Annotated in this window: 15 protein-coding genes and 1 riboswitch; of the genes, 10 read left to right on the top strand and 5 right to left on the bottom strand. The window is 39.5% G+C overall.

The genetic code is table 11. From position 1 onward, the window contains the following. The first annotated feature begins 73 nt into the window (after positions 1–73). A riboswitch (TPP riboswitch) is annotated at positions 74–188 on the top strand. 162 nt (positions 189–350) lie between these two features. Next, positions 351–2132, top strand: a complete 1782-nt coding sequence (gene thiC, locus NON16_RS20895; protein WP_257351358.1) for a phosphomethylpyrimidine synthase ThiC — start codon at positions 351–353, stop codon at positions 2130–2132. A 136-nt stretch (positions 2133–2268) separates the two neighbouring features. Here the strand turns inward: thiC and NON16_RS20890 are convergent, their stop codons facing one another. Genes NON16_RS20890 through NON16_RS20880 form a run of 3 tightly spaced genes read right to left on the bottom strand, consistent with a single transcriptional unit; the run spans position 2269 to position 5245 of the window. Continuing rightward, a complete protein-coding gene (locus NON16_RS20890; protein WP_257351357.1) occupies positions 2269–3186 on the bottom strand; it encodes a glycine betaine ABC transporter substrate-binding protein in 918 nt (305 codons plus the stop codon). A gap of 11 nt (positions 3187–3197) precedes the next feature. Next, the gene (locus tag NON16_RS20885) at positions 3198–4034 is read right to left on the bottom strand and encodes an ABC transporter permease (protein ID WP_257351356.1); all 837 of its coding nucleotides are present in this window, start codon (positions 4032–4034) and stop codon (positions 3198–3200) included. A gap of 2 nt (positions 4035–4036) precedes the next feature. Continuing rightward, the gene (locus NON16_RS20880) at positions 4037–5245 is read right to left on the bottom strand and encodes a quaternary amine ABC transporter ATP-binding protein (protein WP_257351355.1); all 1209 of its coding nucleotides are present in this window, start codon (positions 5243–5245) and stop codon (positions 4037–4039) included. Positions 5246–5577: 332 nt separating this feature from the next. Between NON16_RS20880 and NON16_RS20875 the strand changes: the two genes are divergently transcribed. Next, on the top strand, positions 5578–6114 hold the full coding sequence (locus tag NON16_RS20875; RefSeq protein ID WP_257351354.1) for a GbsR/MarR family transcriptional regulator: 537 nt from the start codon (positions 5578–5580) through the stop codon (positions 6112–6114). A gap of 127 nt (positions 6115–6241) precedes the next feature. Here NON16_RS20875 and NON16_RS20870 read toward each other — a convergent pair whose 3' ends face one another. Next, positions 6242–6517, bottom strand: coding sequence for a hypothetical protein (locus NON16_RS20870; protein WP_257351353.1), 276 nt, complete (start codon positions 6515–6517; stop codon positions 6242–6244). Between the two features lie 219 nt (positions 6518–6736). On the opposite strand from NON16_RS20870, the gene NON16_RS20865 reads away from it, so the two are divergent. The 3 genes from NON16_RS20865 to NON16_RS20855 all read left to right on the top strand — a co-directional run bounded on the left by NON16_RS20865 (position 6737) and on the right by NON16_RS20855 (position 9637). After that, on the top strand, positions 6737–7825 hold the full coding sequence (locus tag NON16_RS20865) for a DUF2325 domain-containing protein (protein ID WP_257351352.1): 1089 nt from the start codon (positions 6737–6739) through the stop codon (positions 7823–7825). 233 nt (positions 7826–8058) lie between these two features. Then, positions 8059–8472, top strand: coding sequence for a GlcG/HbpS family heme-binding protein (locus NON16_RS20860; RefSeq protein WP_257351351.1), 414 nt, complete (start codon positions 8059–8061; stop codon positions 8470–8472). 295 nt (positions 8473–8767) lie between these two features. Beyond that, complete coding sequence (locus NON16_RS20855) at positions 8768–9637, top strand: cation diffusion facilitator family transporter (RefSeq protein ID WP_257351350.1); 870 nt, start codon at positions 8768–8770, stop codon at positions 9635–9637. A 964-nt stretch (positions 9638–10601) separates the two neighbouring features. Here the strand turns inward: NON16_RS20855 and NON16_RS20850 are convergent. Then, positions 10602–11357: a SurA N-terminal domain-containing protein gene (locus tag NON16_RS20850; protein ID WP_257351349.1), complete on the bottom strand. Its 756-nt coding sequence runs from the start codon at positions 11355–11357 to the stop codon at positions 10602–10604. Between the two features lie 485 nt (positions 11358–11842). On the opposite strand from NON16_RS20850, the gene NON16_RS20845 reads away from it, so the two are divergent. The 5 genes from NON16_RS20845 (at position 11843) to NON16_RS20825 (ending at position 17390) form a co-directional block, all read left to right on the top strand. Further along, positions 11843–13072 (top strand): argininosuccinate synthase, encoded by a 1230-nt coding sequence (locus NON16_RS20845; protein WP_257351348.1) that lies wholly within the window; start codon positions 11843–11845, stop codon positions 13070–13072. A 17-nt stretch (positions 13073–13089) separates the two neighbouring features. After that, a complete protein-coding gene (argH, locus tag NON16_RS20840; protein ID WP_257351347.1) occupies positions 13090–14487 on the top strand; it encodes an argininosuccinate lyase in 1398 nt (465 codons plus the stop codon). A 143-nt stretch (positions 14488–14630) separates the two neighbouring features. Continuing rightward, the gene (locus NON16_RS20835) at positions 14631–15788 is read left to right on the top strand and encodes a processed acidic surface protein (RefSeq protein WP_257351346.1); all 1158 of its coding nucleotides are present in this window, start codon (positions 14631–14633) and stop codon (positions 15786–15788) included. Between the two features lies 1 nt (position 15789). After that, entirely contained in the window at positions 15790–16431 is a 642-nt protein-coding gene (locus tag NON16_RS20830; RefSeq protein WP_372508855.1) for a class D sortase, read from the top strand. 335 nt (positions 16432–16766) lie between these two features. Further along, entirely contained in the window at positions 16767–17390 is a 624-nt protein-coding gene (locus NON16_RS20825; protein WP_257351345.1) for a Type 1 glutamine amidotransferase-like domain-containing protein, read from the top strand. The last annotated feature ends 337 nt before the right edge of the window (positions 17391–17727 follow it).

Genomic DNA, 17727 nt, shown 5'->3' with positions numbered 1-17727 from the left:
TTAAAGTATTGTAAGTGAACTTGTTATCCTAGAGTCTGCAAGTTATAATAAATGGGAATTACCAATTATATATATTTTCAACTAGGGGTGTCCAATGAGTTGGGCTGAGAGAGAAATGCTTAGAAGTTTCTCGACCCTCGGGACCTGATCTGGTTCATACCAGCGTGGGGAAGTTAATTTGTCAGCTATTGAGAAGTAGGTTAAGTGTACATCTATCTATTTCTTATTCAGCCGGGTCCTATTATTTTAGGGCTCGGCTTTTTTGCTTTTCCTATACGATTAGCAGCTTCTTTATACTGGTCATGTTCTAGATTCAAGTCCTTTACTAATTTAAAAGGAGTGGAATTGAAATGACATCAGGCAGTACGCAAGAACAAATGAGCTTTTCTATTATGTCCAATTTTTCAGGGAGCAAGAAGGTGTATGTACAAGGTTCAAGGGAGGACTTGAACGTTCCAATGCGGGAAATTGCGCAAAGTCCAACAAGCAGCACTTTTGGGGAGGAAGACAACCCCCCTTTACGGGTTTATGATACGAGTGGCCCGTATACCGATTCAGATTACACAGTGGATATTCGAAAAGGGTTACCAGCACTTCGACTAAAATGGGTGCTTGAGCGTGATGATGTGGAAGAGTATCAGGGACGTGAAGTGAAACCCGAGGACAATGGGTATAAGTCGGATGAGCGGTCTAACCAAGATGTTTTTACTGGCCTGAATCGTCGTCCAATGCGTGCAAAAGAAGGGCAAAATGTAACGCAATTGCACTATGCTCGTAAAGGAGTCATTACACCTGAAATGGAATTTATCGCACTTCGTGAACATGTTACTCCAGAGTTTGTTCGTGAGGAGGTTGCGAAAGGTCGAGCGATTATTCCGTCTAATATTAACCATCCGGAAAGTGAACCGATGATTATCGGCCGCAATTTTCACGTTAAAATCAATGCGAATATAGGTAACTCAGCTGTATCGTCTTCCATTGAAGAGGAAGTAGAGAAAATGACATGGGCGACGCGCTGGGGTGCTGACACGATGATGGATCTTTCTACGGGTAAAAATATTCATACGACCCGTGAGTGGATCATTCGGAACTCACCAGTACCAGTTGGAACTGTTCCAATCTATCAAGCACTTGAAAAGGTAAATGGTGTCGCTGAAGATCTCACCTGGGACGTGTATCGCGATACACTCATTGAGCAAGCGGAGCAAGGTGTAGACTACTTTACCATTCATGCCGGTGTCCTTTTGCGATATGTGCCATTAACAGCAACCCGAAAGACCGGAATCGTTTCCCGTGGCGGCTCAGTTATGGCTCAATGGTGTCTGTTTCACCATGAAGAAAGCTTCCTTTATACTCATTTTGAAGAAATCTGTGAGATCATGAAAAAATATGATGTTGCTTTTTCACTCGGTGATGGTCTACGTCCTGGGTCGATTGCAGATGCTAATGACGAGGCCCAATTTGCAGAACTTGAAACATTAGGGGAATTAACACAAATCGCTTGGAAGCATGATGTTCAGGTGATGATTGAAGGACCGGGTCATGTTCCAATGCATCTTATTAAAGAAAATATGGATAAGCAACTGGAAATCTGTAAAGAAGCACCTTTTTATACATTAGGGCCACTGACAACAGATGTTGCACCTGGTTATGATCATATTACTTCTGCCATTGGAGCAGCGATGATCGGTTGGTATGGCACAGCAATGCTCTGTTATGTGACACCAAAGGAACACCTCGGTTTACCGAATAGAGACGATGTCCGTGAAGGTGTTATTACGTATAAAATTGCAGCTCATGCAGCGGATCTTGCAAAAGGACATCCAGGGGCACAGAAGCGGGATGATGCCTTATCGAAAGCACGCTTTGAATTCCGCTGGAGAGACCAATTCAATCTCTCACTCGATCCTGAACGGGCAATTGAGTATCATGACGAAACGTTACCGGCAGAAGGAGCAAAAACAGCACATTTTTGTTCGATGTGTGGTCCGAAGTTCTGCAGTATGAGAATTTCACAAGACATTCGCGACTATGCGAAAGAGAAAGGCCTTGATACGAAAGAAGCAATCGATGAAGGAATGAAAGAGAAGTCTAAGGAATTTAAGGAATCCGGAAGTGAAATTTACAAATAAGTAGATTGCAAAAGATGAAGCGAATATATTTCGTTTCATCTTTTTTATAAACTTTCTAATAAATAGAAAAAGGCCAGTAACCCTTCAGATAGGGTCACTGGCTTTAAAGTAAGTTCTTGCTTAACCTTCTAAATGTTTATTTAAGGTCTTCGATTGAATCAGCTTCAACGTAAGTAGGTACGACAAGACCTGTTTTAGCACCTTCTAAGTTTGGTCCTAGACGTTCCATTTTATCACCATACTCTTCAAGATAGTCTTTATGAGTTAATGGCAACCAGCCTGCTACCATCCCGTCTGCATCACCATTAGCAACAGCAGTGAACATTGGGCCAGCATCTAACTGAACGAGTTCAACTTTATAACCAATGCCCTCTAATACTTTTGCAACCACATTTGTACTTGCAATTTCAGAATCCCAAGCTACAAATGCAAGAGAAATTTCTTTACCGTCAACTTTATCTGCACCTTCGGTCCATTTAGCTACTTTATCACTATTTTCTTCAACCCATTTTGATGCTGCTTCTGCCGGTTTCATTCCTTCTTGAATGTCTACCATTACAGCACCCATATCTTCACTCGTCCAATGGAATTGATCTAACACTTTGTAAGCACTAGGTTGATCGTCTTTAAGCCCTTTTCGAACAAATGTTTCAATGTTTTCTGCTTCGCCATACACACCTTTTGGATCTTCGAGGTACTTAAGGTCAAATTTTGAGAACATCCAGTGTGGAGTCCATCCAGTAACAACAATTGGCTCTTTATCTTCAATCGCCTTCTGTAACTCTGATGCCATTGCTGCTGATGAAGACTCAATAAGCTCCCATTCAGCAAGGCTCTCATAATCTTCTAAAGCCTTTGTAGTTGCTTTCATGATTCCAGCACCTGGCTCAATTCCAGTAATCTTATAATCTACTTGTTCTCCAAGAGATGCTGAGCTAGATCCTTCTCCATCACCGGAACCTCCATCCGATTCACCGCTACCACATGCTGCTAGTACAAAGGACAATGCAAGTACCATTGCTAATCCAAGAAAACGAAATTTCTTTTTAAACATGTAAATCCCCCTTATTGTTGTTTAGTACTTCCTATATTTTGAGAAATCCGATCTAAAACAATTGCTAGAATAACAATGGCAAGACCGGCTTCAAAACCAGTTCCTACTCGAAGTTGTGTAACTGCCCGATATACGTCAGCACCTAATCCTGGTGCACCTACAAGGGACGCAATAACAACCATGGAAAGTGCAAGCATAATACTCTGGTTAATCCCTGCCATAATCGTTGGTGTTGCTAAAGGCAGCTGGACTTTAAATAATTTCTGATTTGTCGTTGACCCAAATGCATTTGCAGCTTCAATCAGATCCTCCGGTACTTGACGTATCCCTAAATTGGTTAAGCGGATCGTCGGTGGCATCGCAAAGATAACAGAAGCAATAATCCCTGGTACGACACCTATTCCAAAGAATAAAATTGCTGGAATTAAGTATACAAAGGCCGGCATTGTCTGCATGAAGTCTAGAATCGGTGTAATGACATTCCTTGATCGATCACTCTGAGAAATCCAAATCCCGATTGGAACCCCGATAATAATTGAGATAATAACGGAAGATAATACAAGCGCTAACGTATCAATCGTTCCATCCCAATAGCCTAGATTTTGGATTAACAGTAATCCTACAGCTGTAAAAAGGGCAATTGTCCAACGACTCGCCCACCACGCTAGCCCTGTAAATATTGCAATTAATACTACTGCTGGTATAGAAGATAGAATGAGTACTATAAATTCAACAAATCCTTCTATTCCTTCTGTTAGTGCTTCAAAAAATGGACCGAGATTATCGGTTAAAAAATCTACCGCTTGTTCCACCCATTCTGCGAGTGGTAATTTCGGAAATAGTTGCATGTCTAATTCACCCCATTCCCGTTTATATGGTTATCATCACCAGCGAGAGCTCCTATAACTGCACCACGGACAATAATACCCTTCAAGCGGTTCTCATCATCAACAACTGCAAGCGGTAAAGAGGATCCAGTCATTTTTTCAAACATATCAACAATCAATGTATCCGGTGTAACAGTTGTTAAATCATGTATCAGTATATCCTCGAGCGACTGATTGTTTTTCACAGCTTCTGCGGCATCCTGAGCAGTTACAGCACCGATTAGCTTTTGCCTCTTATCGACAACGTAAATACTTGAAATTCCTTCATCTCTCATTAGTTGTAATGCGACTCTTGGTCCACGATCATTTTGCATTTTTTCCGGTCGTTTCATGATATTGAATGCAGTTAATACCTTTGAGAGATCAACATCCTCTACGAAACGCTCGACATAATCGTTAGCTGGATTCATCAAAATTTCTTCTGGTGTACCTACTTGAACGATACTACCGTCCTTCATTAATGCAATTCTGTCACCGATACGTAATGCTTCGTCAAGATCGTGAGTAATAAAGACAATCGTCTTTTCCATTGTTTCTTGTAGTTCCAATAATTCGTTTTGCATATCTTTCCGAATTAACGGATCTAGAGCACTGAATGCTTCATCCATTAACAAAATATCAGGATCATTTGCAAGAGCACGGGCTAATCCTACCCGTTGCTGCATCCCGCCACTTAATTCTTTCGGATAGCTGTTTTCATATCCATCTAAACCAACAAGTTTTAGGGATTGAAGTGCTTTTGCCTTCTGGACTTGTTTATCAGGGCCTTGGACTTCCAAACCGTATATTGTATTGTTCAACACCGTTCGATGTGGAAATAAAGCAAAGCGTTGAAAGACCATACTCATTTTCCTTCGGCGTACTTCCCGAAGCTGATGGGGCTTTAATTTTACGATATCTTCTCCGTCAATTAGAACCTGACCATCAGTCGGATCAATTAGCCGATTTAACATTCGAACGAGTGTAGATTTCCCACTGCCCGAAAGTCCCATAATAACGAAAATCTCACCAGCATTAACTTCGAAATTCGCTTTATTGACACCAACTGTCATACCTGTTTCTTCTAAAATTTGTTGCTTTGTTTTTCCGTTGTTCAACAAATTCATCCCTTGTTTAGGGGATTTACCAAAGACCTTTGTGACGTTACGAATGGTTATTTTTGATTGAGCCATGTTCTTCACCTCTATTCATATGTAAGCAATTGTCGCTAATTAAGAATGGTAATTTAGTCCTACTCCCTTTGCACACCTCTTTAGTATAAGGAGAATTCAAGTGAGCAACAAACGTGAAAAACAGGCGTATTCAATAAAATCAGTTCATACAGAAAAAACTGTACAGTCCTAACTGATTTATTCTTATGATTGTTTAGTAATGCTCCCAAATGCTTAAACTTGGCAAACTTTACATTGCAGTTAGCAATCTTTAAAATATAAATGAACATGAGGGTTTATAATTAAACTTATAAGACGTACTCCTCTTATTTGAAATTTAATGGTGGTGTCCTATGAATAACGAAGAAACGATTGCACATGCGCGCGAACGTGTAGTCGAATCAGTAGCAAAAAATATGCATTTATACGGTGTAACCCCTTCGATAGGGCGGATATATGGAACCCTTTATTTTGAAAATGAACCGATGACGCTAGACGAATTAAAAGAAGAACTTCATATGAGTAAAACAAGTATGTCTACTGGCGTTCGAACTTTAATTGACCTAAACATGGTTGAAAAGGTTTGGAAGAAGGGAGAACGTAAGGATTTATATAAAATTAAAGCGGACTGGTATCAAAACTTCATTGATCTGTTTTGTGTTCAATGGAGAAAAGGAACACAGATGAATATGGAGGCGTTAACAAAGTCTTTATCTGAGTTTGAAAAAGTATTAGAAGAAGAACCGAGCGAAGCTATAGCCGAACAAGTAAGGAAGGATATTGAAAAAATCACTTATGCAATCAATTATTACCATTGGCTTAATCAAGTGGTTAATCTTTTCGAATCGAAAGAAATTTTTAAACTAACTAATAAAAATGAGAATCCGTAGTCTAATATAAATCAATTTAGTGATAACGTATAAGGGAGGTGACCAAGGGAGATAGTGCCCTTATGACGTCATCTCTTTTTTCACACGTTAAGAAAGTATAAAAATACTTTCATAACGTAAAAAAAGATTACAAGGAGTCTACATATTCTTTCGCCTCGATTAGTGAAAGGCCAAGCGCTTTTCGAGCCTCTTTAATTGCTTCAATGTTTTTTCCGTCTTTAACCAGGGCACGTATCTGCTCATTTACAGGATGCTCTGGAACCCCAACCTGATCCGCAATTTGGTTTAAAGTATATCTCATGGTTTTTAGTCGATCTTGTAAATTAGTCACCTTCATATTCAGGGTACTGATCCATAATGCAAGAAAGATCAACACTCCTATTGATATAAACGGATATTCCATATATAAAGCCACTCCTCATGTTTGAAATCGTTATTATCTCTGCTAGCCGATTTTCTCGTCAACATCAAAAGCGTTGGTTACCTGATTTTAGTAGTCTTAAAAAGGCACTACTAATATCGAATTTTGTCTAGTTCTTGTGTGTGGAAGGAAAAATAGATTCGACCGTCAAAACTATACTTTAACAGAGTACAGAAAATAACGAAAGTGGGGGATTAGAAAATGGATAAAGAAAAAGTCTTTCAAATGGCAAAGACTGATTTACAACGGATTATTGAGCAGTTGAGTCTTGATACACTTACAGAGGACGTAGCCCAGTCCAAAAGATATTTAGTTTTTCTTGAGACCTTATCTACATTGGTAAGTCCTCCAAATCTTGATAAACAAACGATTGGTTTAGATGAGGTTGATGAGGTGCTGCACGGTGATGGTGAACTTGAAGAGGAAAAGGGATCAAGAGTAGATCAACTGGATGCAAACACCTTTGTTTTTGAAAGGAAACTAAAGGGGGGTCAGCTGCAGGATATAGATGCCTATGTCCCGGAAAAAGTAATTCGTCAGTTAGGGCTGAATCAAGGCGATTATGTTCGGGCGACTCTGAAGAAAACGGGTGAAGTCAATTCTAAACGTAAGCATTACTTTTTTGAACTAGTGAAAAAAGGTGAGGGTAAAGACCAAGATCGTAAAGTTATTCCTTATTGTGTTGTTGAGAAAGACGGGGGACTGTGGGTGTGCAACCAAACAATGTCCGGTGAAAATATAAAGCTAGGTGAACTTCCTTTTACGATTCGAATCAAAGAATCCGAGATAATGGAGTTTCATCTTGAGGAGGGAGACATTGTTGATATTGCTTATTTTGCTGATAATCCAAGTTATTGCAGGGTCGTTTGGAAGCATCATATCAAGCCTGATCGTTACTCTACACCTCTACCCTCAAGTGTTTATAAAGAGAAATACCAATCGAATAGAAAAGTTATTGAGAACATTCATTTAAAGGATAAGGTAGTGACGCTAATTGGATGTATTGATCGCCAAGCTGCTTATCGGGAGCGTTTAACAACCTTAGGTGCCACATTTCAAGCAATGGATGGTACTGAAGATGAGCAAAGAATTGCCGCACTAATTAAAAAGTCCAATATGGTAATTATTATTATCCCAGCTGTAAGTCATAATGGAAGTGCAACAGCGAAAAAGTACTGTAAAGAATATAATATCCCCTTTAAAATGTGTGAAACAATTGGGACAAGTACTGTTATTCATTATGCGAATAATTTGGCAAAGGAGTCTGAGTATAACTTATCCCCAAGGTAAAGTAGCTTTGAAAAAAATACCTATTTCGATATAAAATATATTACCCGTCACCTCAATTTTTTAACACGTAATCCACTTAAACTCCATTTTATCAGCAGAAATTTCAACTATAGGAACAAAGAGCCACTTTACGATAATTCCCTTTTCAATTTTTCACTTAGCCTGTACAGTTTAATTTGTAGAAGTAATTTAAAAGGCACACGATTATTGAAAAAGGAAGGGATGATAATAAAATGAGTTATCTAACATTGGATGCAGCTAAAAAGTTAATTGAAGGTGCTGAAAAGGAAGCAAAGAAGCTAGATGTAGCTATGGTTATTTCCATTTTGGATGAAGGTGGAAACTTAATTGCTACCCACCGTATGGATGATGCTTGGATAGCAAGTATTGATATTGCACAAAACAAGGCTTGGACATCTGTTGCCTTGAAGATGTCAACTGCTGATTTGGCAGATGCGACGGTTCCAAAAGCTGAGCTCTATGGCCTTAATACGACAAATAACGGTCGTTTGGTTGTATTTGGTGGCGGTATTCCACTTATAAAGGAAGGTAAAGTGGTTGGTGCAGTTGGCGTCAGCGGGAGTAAAGTAGCTGATGACGTACAAGTGGCCGAAGCAGCTGTTAAGGTATTTGAAGAAGCATTATAAAGTTATTTAAACGGGAAAGGCTACTACAGCCTGTCTGGTCATGAGACGGTCCACTAGCTGGGCTGTCTTTTTTTGTGTTTAGGGTTTTCTTTACATTTTCTTTATGTTTTCTGATATGCAGGGAACTATAGAATAAGATGCAAATGGAATTTGAATATAGTTAATAGTTTTTACTCCATGAAAAATTATTGGATATTCATTACTTTAATAGCATGTACTAAAAAGGTTGCTATAGACCCAATCGCTTTCTGCTTGTTACGATGGTCTAGGATAATGATGCAGAGAGGACGGAACGATGGATCAACTAAAATACGATGATTTAAAACGTGGTGAACGGGGCGCAATAATAAGTATTTTTGCTTATCTTTTTTTATCTGCCTTGAAATTTTATATTGGAAACGTAACGAATTCGGAAGCCTTAAAAGCAGATGGAATAAATAATGCGACGGATATCATCGCGTCTGTTGCTGTATTGATTGGCTTAAGATTATCACAAAATCCAGCTGATAAAGACCATCCATATGGGCATTGGAAGGCTGAGACGGTTGCTTCAATGGTTGCATCTTTCGTCATGATGATTGTTGGTATTCAAGTTTTATATGAAGCCATTAAGCATATATTTAGCGGAGAAAGTGAATCACCTGATTTAATTGCTGCTTGGACAGGCATTTTTAGTGCGTTCTTCATGTACGCAGTTTATCGGTATAATAAGCGTTTAGCTCGAAAAATTAACAGTCAGTCGCTTATGGCAGCATCCAAGGATAACCTTTCCGATGCCTGGGTCAGTATCGGTACTGCAGTAGGGATCATTGGCTCACAATTTAATTTACCTTGGCTCGATCCATTGACTGCCGTTATCGTCGGATTATTGATTTGTAAAACAGCATGGGGCATCTTTCGTGAATCGTCACATTATTTAACTGATGGATTTGACGAGGACGAAATCGAATTGTATAAAGAAACCATTAACAATGTAAGAGGTGTGAAATCAATAAAGGATATTAAAGCTAGGAGCTATGGGAATAACATTGTGGTTGATCTTATCATTCTTGTAAACGGTAATTTGGATATTCGTGATGCTCATGACATCTCAACGAATGTTGAAAAAGTGTTAATAGAGAAACACGGTGTCTATGATGTGCACGTGCATATAGAGCCAAGTTAGGGGAGAGCAGGGTGTTTGTGCTTTTCTTACACGTTAAGAAAGTATAAAAATACTTTCTATAGTATAAGTGTAACTAAGGCGATCGCCAGCGTTAAAGCTTGGCGCTAGCCAAGTTTTCTTTAAAAGGTAAGAAAGTATAAAATTTTGTAGGCATAGAAGTGATGTCTAGCTCCAGCGCCCAGTTACTTGGATCACTTGAAACCTCCTGCGGCGGCGACAGCCTCCTCGGTCTGCAAGTGACCTTCGTGACTAAACAGGGCGCTTGCGCTTTTCTTAAAAGATAAGCGTATAAAATCATTGACTCATCGATGTAATGTCTAGCTTCTTTTTTCAGGTTAGGTTCGGTGATTACTGATAAACGTAGGAGCACAAGATGCAGCTTGAGGTAACGAATAAGTGCGGTTCGTTCCCTTTTTGAGTACAAGAAGCAGCTCAAGGTCACGAATAGGTGTGATTCGTTCCCTTTTTGTACATAAGATACAGCTTGAGGTCACGAATAAGTGCGGTTCGTTCCTTTTTGAGCACAAGCTGCAGCTCGAGGTCACGAATAAATGCGATTCGTTCCCTTTCCATGCACAATATGCAGCTTAAGGTAACGAATAAGTGGGATTCGTCTCTTTTTGTGCACAAGAATACAGCTCTTGGTCACAAAATTACGTGAATATTGATGGATGGAGGAGGAGATCCCTCTGTACCTCCGAAGGNTTCGTCTCTTTTTGTGCACAAGAATACAGCTCTTGGTCACAAAATTACGTGAATATTGATGGATGGAGGAGGAGATCCCTCTGTACCTCCGAAGGTTTCCTGCGAAATCTGTGGAGGCGAAATGTCCTGAGTACTACAAAGGAAAACATGGCGTAGATTACAAGCTATCGGATGTGCTTTGAACAAAAAAGGACCTGAGTGGAGGTGTTCTTCCTTCACTCAGGTTTTTCTTACAAAAAAAGCAGCCGTATGGGCTGCTTTAAATCATTACTTTGACATCTGCTTTGTCTTTAAGTTGTTTGATTTTTTTGGTTACTTGCTCTTGTTTTTGTTGATTTTCAAGTTGGGTTTTGATCTGTGCTTTAACGTCTTCATAAGGAGGTGCTTGTTGGCCTTTTGCCTTTTCTTTGAATTTGTTATAGTAATCCTTCATTTCTTTTTCGGACACTTCTGCTGCCGGGACTTCTTTTTCAACAAATTTTTCATAGGTAAGATTTCTTGTAAGCTGTGCTTTTAGTTCTTTTTCTGTTAACTTGTTCTGTTTTAATGCCTCTTCAAATTTCTTATCCTCTTTGTACTGATCCTTAATGGACTTGAGCTTCTTTTCAACTTCTTCATCAGATGCTGTGTAACCTTTACCTTCTGCTGCTTGAAGTATTAATTCATAATCGACAAGGCTTTGTACGACTTGCTCTTCAATTTGTTTTGATAGTTTATCTGAAGTTGGATCTTGTCCCATCTGTTGGTATTGAATTTGAAATTGAGAAAGGGCACGGTTATATTCGTCGCCTTTAATTTCAGTATCATTGACCTTTGCAACGACTTTATCTTTATCTATTTGCTGTTTTTCCATCTTCTTTTTTAGCTCTTCCATTTTAGCTTTATTTTCATCTTGGGATGTTTTTTCATCTTTCGGTTTGTCCGCTTTTTCTTTACTGCCTTCCTCATTTCCTCCACAGGCCGCTAGAACAACAGTAAGTAGTGCCACAAGGGCAAATTTCATAAAGTTTTTCAAATTAGATGTCTCCCTTCAAGAATACAATTCGTCTTGTACGATAAGTAGTGGGGGTTCATAGTTCCACTTTCTAACATTAAACGTTATTTTATTCTACGTAACCATAAGCTATACAGGATATGCTGAAAAAAGCTAGAATCTGAACTAGGTGTTTTGAACATTTTATATGAGTATCACCTTTGAATCAACTTTTAGCTTCTAAACTACAACCGCTACCTTTCCAGTAAGTAGCCTCATTAAAAACGCCCCTTTCTATTAAAAAGCCTATAATCTCCTCAAAATATCAACCTGGCCACCGAACATTTGTTTATTTTTTACGAATTATAAATAAGCAAAATTTTGTTGTAAAGAAAATCCGTGATCTTTTATTAAAAACCTATTGACAAAATGGCTAGGAATCGATTATTGTAATGGATATCGATTGAATAATAATGCATCATTATAAATATTAATACATTATAAAAAAGATAAGGAGTCGAGAATAAATGAATAAAGATAAGGTTGTGTTAGCTTATTCTGGCGGGTTAGATACATCCGTTTCAGTAAAATGGATTCAAGAAAAGTACGGGTACGAGGTCATTGCTTTAGGTTTGGATGTTGGTGAAGGGAAGGACCTGGAAGCAATTAAACAAAAAGCCCTTGATGTAGGTGCTGTCAAAGCGATTATGGTAGATGCCAAGAAATTGCTAGCGGAAGGATACCTTTTGCCTGCATTAAAAGCAAATTGCCTGTATGAAGGCAAATATCCCTTATCATCAGCTCTATCTCGTCCATTGATTTCGAAACTTCTTGTTGAGGTTGCAGAACAGGAAGGGGCGGTTGCGGTAGCGCATGGATGTACGGGAAAAGGGAACGATCAAGTGCGATTTGAAGTAGCGATCCAAGCGTTAAACCCAAGCCTTAAAGTTATTGCACCGGTTCGTGAATGGGGAATGACAAGGGATGAAGAAATCGAGTATGCCAGTCAACATAATATTCCGATTCCGGTGAATCTGGATAATCCTTATTCGATTGATGCCAATATTTGGGGCCGTGCTTGTGAAGCAGGCGTGCTCGAAAATCCTTGGAATGAAGCCCCTGAAGGAGCATTTGATTGGACGGCACCGATCGAAATGACACCAGATCAACCTGAATATATTGAAGTTGAGTTTGAAAAAGGAGTGCCGATCTCGTTAAATGGAGAAAAGATGCCACTCGTTTCAATCATCGAGATGTTGAATACAATTGGAGGAAAGCACGGAATCGGAAGAATTGATCATATTGAAAATCGACTGGTTGGTATTAAATCGCGAGAAGTGTATGAAAATCCAGCGGCGTTGCTTTTAATCCATGCTCATAAGGAATTGGAATTTCTGACTTTGCCGCGAGAGGTAACCAAGTTTAAAACACAGATTGATCAGCAAATGACACAGCTCATATATGACGGACTCTGGTATTCGCCGTTGCAAAATGCACTTTCTGCTTTTGTAGATGAAACTCAAAAGGTTGTATCAGGAACGTTGAAAATTAAACTCTTTAAGGGTAACTACATGGTTGTCGGGCGAAAATCTGTCCACAGCTTATACAATGAATCACTCGCAACCTATTCGAAGGGAGATTTATTCGACCACAATTCTGCAGTTGGTTTTATCAAATTGTGGGGGTTAGCGACCAAGACATATACGGAAGTTAATCAGAAGCAACAAGAACAAAAGCCGTTAAGTCCAACTAAATAATCTGGAGGGAAAAGGGTATGTCGAAATTATGGGGCGGAAGATTCACAAAGGAAACGAATAAGCTCGTCGAACAATTCACCGCATCAATCGAATTTGACCAACGACTAGCGATAGAAGACATAACCGGAAGTCTTGCCCATGTTCAAATGCTCACAGAATGTAATGTCATTTCTGAGGAGGATGCCGAACAGATTAAGTCTGGGCTGTCCATATTGCAAAGAAAGATAGAGGATGACAAGCTAGATTTCTACATCGAGCATGAAGATATCCACATGAACATTGAAAAACATTTAATTGATGAAATTGGACCGGTAGGAGGTAAGCTTCATACAGGAAGGAGTCGTAACGATCAGGTCGCAACCGATATGCATCTTTATTTACGGGAGCGAACAATCGAGTTCATTGATTCTGTTGAAGCGGTGCAAGGAGCGCTTCTTTCGCAAGCAAGTACACATGTTGAAACGATTGTTCCAGGATATACGCACCTTCAACGTGCACAACCGATATCGTTTGCACATCACCTGTTGGCTTATTTCTGGATGTTTGAACGTGATAAAGAGCGTTTAAAAGATAGTATGAAACGTATAAATGTCCTTCCGCTCGGTGCAGGGGCTTTGGCAGGTACAACATTTCCGATTGATCGCGAGCGTGTCGCTGAGATTTTACAATTCGATTCGGTTTATGCAAACAGCATCGATGCGGTTAGTGACCGGGACTTTATCGCCGAATTCCTATCGATTGCTTCTATTATCATGACCCATATTTCCAGATTGTCTGAGGAGCTCGTAATCTGGTCAAGTCAGGAGTTTGGGTTTATTGAGCTTGATGATTCGTTCTGCACTGGATCAAGTATTATGCCACAGAAAAAGAACCCTGATGTCCCAGAGCTGTTACGGGCAAAAACCGGTCGCACTTATGGGAATTTAATTGGCCTTCTTACTGTTTTAAAAGGATTGCCACTCGCCTACAACAAAGATATGCAGGAGGATAAGGAAGGGATGTTCGACACAGTTGAAACGTTGGATGGATCTCTGAAACTGTTAGCTCCAATGATTGAAACGATGGCAGTAAATGAAAAAGCAATGCGAAAAGCAGTCACGGAAGATTATTCAAATGCGACTGATATTGCCGATTACCTTGTGACAAAAGGTATGCCGTTTCGTGAAGCACACGATATCATTGGGAGAGTTGTATTATATGCAATCAAAAGTCAGAAATATTTACTAGACTTAAGCATTGTCGAGTATAAGCGATTCAGCCCATTATTCGAAGAGGATATTTTTGATATTCTTGAACCGGAACATGTGATGAACGCGAGAGATAGTCATGGAGGAACCGCAACCTCGCAAGTGAAAAAACAAATTGAGCAGGCGGAAAGTAAACTCAACAGTTCGAATAAATCTCCCAACATTTAAGCCCATCTATTATAAGGGCTTTTTTTGTTATGACAAGTGCTAAAAAGACTGCTAATAAATAGTTCTAAATTCCTGTATCCAAAAGACTACTTTAACCCTATAATTAATTTTATTTGACTATATTTTACAGGGGGAACGCGTGGATGAAACGTGTGACAGCAGTAGTTTTAGCACTTAGTATTGTTTTTACCTTGGTTCCAATTTCGGCTTTTGCAGCTATTGAGCAAGAGGAGCTGGATCAGTACTTGGAACAAATTCGTTGGACTCAAGAAGACCTTGAAGCAGAACTTTCTTATCTTGAAATGACCCTCGAAGATTTTGAATCAATTAAAGAATTGAAAGAGCTTATTGGACAACCGTTAACAAACAATAACCTACAGGGGCTTCTTGATCAATATGGTCTAACCCGTAAAGCAGTAAACCAGTTATTAATTGAAAATGGTGAGCTTGAAGTAGGACAAGATGTGTTAGCCGTATATTCTATCTATGAAGAACTCGATATGGCAATTGCTTTTTATAAGGGTACACCGATTGATGATGAATCAATGAAGGAGCTTTTGGCGAGTTATGATTTAACAATGGATGAGCTAACAAAGCTTTTAGAAGAAAACGAAGATTTGATTGAAAACTACGAAACAATAGAAGAACTTGATGAAGCCCTATTCACATATATGTACGGGGACGAAATAGCGGACTATGACGATCTTTTTTCAGAAATGGGTCTATCAGAGGAAGAGCTTGATAACTTGATGAATTATCTAATGTCTCTTAAACTTGACGATGGAAAGATTGAGGAAGAGATGACTATACTATATGATCGTATGATAGCATTGGGAGATTTCGAGAGTGCTACAGAATTAACCGCAGAACAAATTGCCGAGCTAAGTGATATTTGGACAGACATGCTTTCATTGCTCCAGCTTGAGGCGAAGTTTTATTTAGCAAAGGATGGTCAAAAAGAGCTTATAACAATGAATTCGTTGCTGGCTTTGAGTGAAGGTGATGCGGCTGGCTATGATCTTTTCATTGAATTGTATAGCCTAGATGGATCACTTCTGCTAGACATATTACTAACGGCTGAAATGTTTGGTTCGGAGTTGATTCAAGAAACAGGTAAAGATCTGAAAAAAGCAGAAGATATCGTTAAGATTGCAGCAAAGACACCACCCGCGAAAACAGAGAAGGGCGCGAAAATGCCAAAAACAGCAGGAAACTATACGGAAGATATGGCATTTGGAATCCTATTGATTGTGAGTGGTTGGTTCTTACTACGTAGATATCGTTCCAAGGACGTTGCTTAAAGTGAAAAAGAGGCAAGGAAGAAGGAAGGGATCTAAACTCTTCTTAATGGTTTTGGCATTCGGGGTGATTGGGCTTGGTATCTGGTTTACAGGAACGAACGCATATAAGCTGATTACAGGGTACACTCTTTATAAGATAGAGCAGAAAATGGACACAACGGACCCTGTAATCGCAGAAAAGAGGACCGATGTAAAGAGGAATTCAGAGCCTGTAGTCTATAAAACTCGCCCTGAAAAAGGTGAGAATATTGGGGAGTTACACATCCCTAAGCTTAATGCGACACTCCCGATCATTCATGGAACAGAAGAAGAGAACCTTGAAAAAGGGGTCGGGCATTTTGCAGGAAGTGTTTTGCCTGGGGAAGATAATAACTCTGTTTTATCGGGCCATCGAGACACGGTTTTCCGTCGGCTTGGAGAAGTTGGAAAAGGGGATGAGTTAAGAGTTTCGACCTCAGCAGGAACGTTTGTTTATAAAATCCGTAAAGTTAGAATTGTGGATGCGGATGACCGAACAGTTATCGTTCCGAAACCAAAGGCAACATTGACGGTTACGACTTGTTATCCATTCACTTTTGTAGGGGCGGCACCAGAACGATATGTCCTTGTCGCAAATTTAGTTAAACATAATGGGGAAAGCTGACTTCCGAATGGGAGCCAGCTTTTTTTAATGTTTAGCTCCTGCGACCAGATACATCACTTCAGTCCCCTTGCGCTTTCTTACACTAAAAATAATTAGTTTATTTACTTCGAATTCAGCAGATTTCGAATCTCCTTAAAAAGGATTTCTTCAAAAAAAAACCGAATAATACAATTAGAAATTTTTTGAGCGGGAAGGGCGTCCTACCGCAGCAATTGTTGTTGGGTTCATCTATATCTCAAAACTTTTACAGGAAGAAGAAGATTTTAAAAAAATGAAATCCGAAAATTCGACATCAGAAAGCCAATCGTTATAAAAGAACAACAAGGGGTGACAAAGTGAACCTTATCTTATTAAGTAATTTAACAGAAAACCTTGATCAACGTCTTGAAGCCAAAATTAATCAGATGGTTTCAAAGAATGGAGCGCGCCTCGGGTATATTCCGTCACAATTTGATGCGGAAAAATATTATTACAAGCGCATGAAGCCGAATTTAGATAGGATTGGATTCAATGAATACATATACTTTGACATTGACAAAGCATACGACACAGATGATATAGAACGTTTGATGAAGTGTGATGCTATTTATTTATCGGGTGGCAACACCTTTTATTTTTTGTCTAATTTACGCAAACGGGGTCTAATCCCATTTATAAAGGAGTTTGTCCGGAATGACAGGATGTTAATTGGGGTGAGTGCAGGGGCAATGGTGATGTCTCCAACGGTTAAAGTTGCGGGTATCATTGATCCTAACGACATTCAGCTAGAGAAACTAGACTCTTTTGATATTGTTCCTTTTCATTTTTTGCCCCATTATTCAGAGGGATTGCATCGTAAGAACATTGAAGCATTTACTCGGGACCATAGACTACCTCTTTACTGCTGTAAGGATGAATCAGGTATCGTAGTTAAAGATGATCAAATTGAGTTTTATGGTGAAATCACAACATTTAAATAAGTTTTTATAGGAGCGGGCATTGTAGTCGGCTCTTTTTTATGAGTAAAGAAAGTATAAAAGTTTGCGGCATGGATGTAATGTCCAGCTTCAGCGCCCAACCACTTGGATCACTTCAGGCCTCCTGCGGCGGCAACACACTGAAGTACTCCATGTATATTCCCACGCAGGGCCGAACTTGTTTGGGCCGAGCCTCCTCGTCGGTCTTCCAGTGACCTTCGTGGCTAAGCAGGGCGCTTGCGCTTTTCTTATATGACACCAGAATAATAAGCCGAAATGTATTTTTATTGACACTTTGTGGTAAGAACTAATATACTAACATTCAAATGAGTATTTGAAT

Source organism: Pseudalkalibacillus decolorationis, from assembly GCF_024609785.1.
Lineage (GTDB): Bacteria > Bacillota > Bacilli > Bacillales > Fictibacillaceae > Pseudalkalibacillus > Pseudalkalibacillus decolorationis.
Note: the sequence above shows the minus strand (reverse complement) of the source record. Positions and strands in the feature narration are given on the sequence as shown.